Source organism: Nocardia sp. NPDC004722 (assembly GCF_053601505.1).
The window spans coordinates 1-1,244 of record NZ_JBSGBY010001088.1 but is presented as its reverse complement, the minus strand read 5'-3'; the positions used below and the strand labels follow the sequence as shown (position 1 = coordinate 1,244).

1 protein-coding gene is annotated in these 1,244 nt (G+C 66.4%); it reads left to right on the top strand.

Annotated elements, in window-relative coordinates:
* Positions 1 to 1,244: condensation domain-containing protein (locus tag ACWELQ_RS45925; RefSeq protein WP_452403233.1), on the top strand; the 1,244-nt coding region annotated here is incomplete at both ends.

Sequence of the window (1,244 nt, the reverse complement as noted above, 5' to 3'; positions counted from 1 at the left end):
CGCCCGGCCGTCGCGTCCTACGCCGGTGGGGTGCACGAGTTCTCGATCGATGCCGAACTGCTGACCGGACTCGACCGTTTGGCCCGCGAGCATGGCGCGTCGCTGTTCATGGTCGTGCACGCGGCCTTCGCCGGTCTTCTTGCGCGGCTGTCCAATGGTGAGGACACCGTCATCGGCACCCCGATTGCCGGTCGCGGTGAGCAGGCGATCGACGACGCCATCGGCATGTTCGTCAATACTCTGGTGCTGCGCACGGCTGTCGACTCGGGCGAGAAGTTCACCGAGCTGCTGGCCCGCACCAAGGACACCGACCTGGCTGCCTTCGGTCATGCCGATCTGCCGTTCGAGCGTCTGGTGGAGATCCTCAACCCGGCCCGCTCGCAGGCACGGCACCCGCTGTTCCAGGTGATGCTGTCGTTCCAGAACACCGGCACCGCCAGCTTCGCGCTGCCGAACCTGGACGTGGCGGGCGTGCCGTTGGACGTGGTCACCGCCAAGTTCGACCTGCAACTGAACCTGTCCGAGGGGGCCGATGGCTCAGGCATGGCCGCCGAATTCGCTTACGCCACAGACATGTTCGACGCGGCGACCATCGCCGTCTTCGGTGAGCGCCTGCTGCGCTTCCTCGCGGCTGTGGTCGCTGAGCCGACGACGCTGGTGGGCGATATCGAGTTGTTGGATGTGGCCGAGCGTCGGCAGGTGCTGCGGGGCTGGAACGCCACCGAGTACGACGTGAAGCGAGTCGCGCTGGGCGGCAAGAAGATCGATGCCGAGGTCACCTTGGCATCGATGTTCGCCACGCAGCTGAAGCAGACCCCGGACCTGACCGCGCTGGTGTTCGAGGGCGAGACCTTGTCGTACGGCGCGTTCGCGTCCCGGGTGCACAGGTTGGCGCGGTACCTCATCGCCGAGGGTGTTGGACCGGATTCCTCTGTGGCCCTGGGTATGCGCCGTTCCTTCGAGCTGCTGGTCGGCATGTACGCCGTCACGCTGGCCGGTGGCGCGTACGTCCCACTGGACCCCGACCACCCGGCCGAACGCAACCAGTACGTCCTCGACACCGCACACCCGGTGTACGTGCTGACCACCGCACGCGACAATTTCGAGCTCACCGCGTCCCGTGGCGCGCTGCTGCTCGATGAGCTGGACCTGTCGGGCTATTCCGATGCCTCGATCACCGATGCGGACCGGATTGCCCCGCTGCGTGGCGACAACACCGCCTACGTGATCTTCACCTCCGGTTC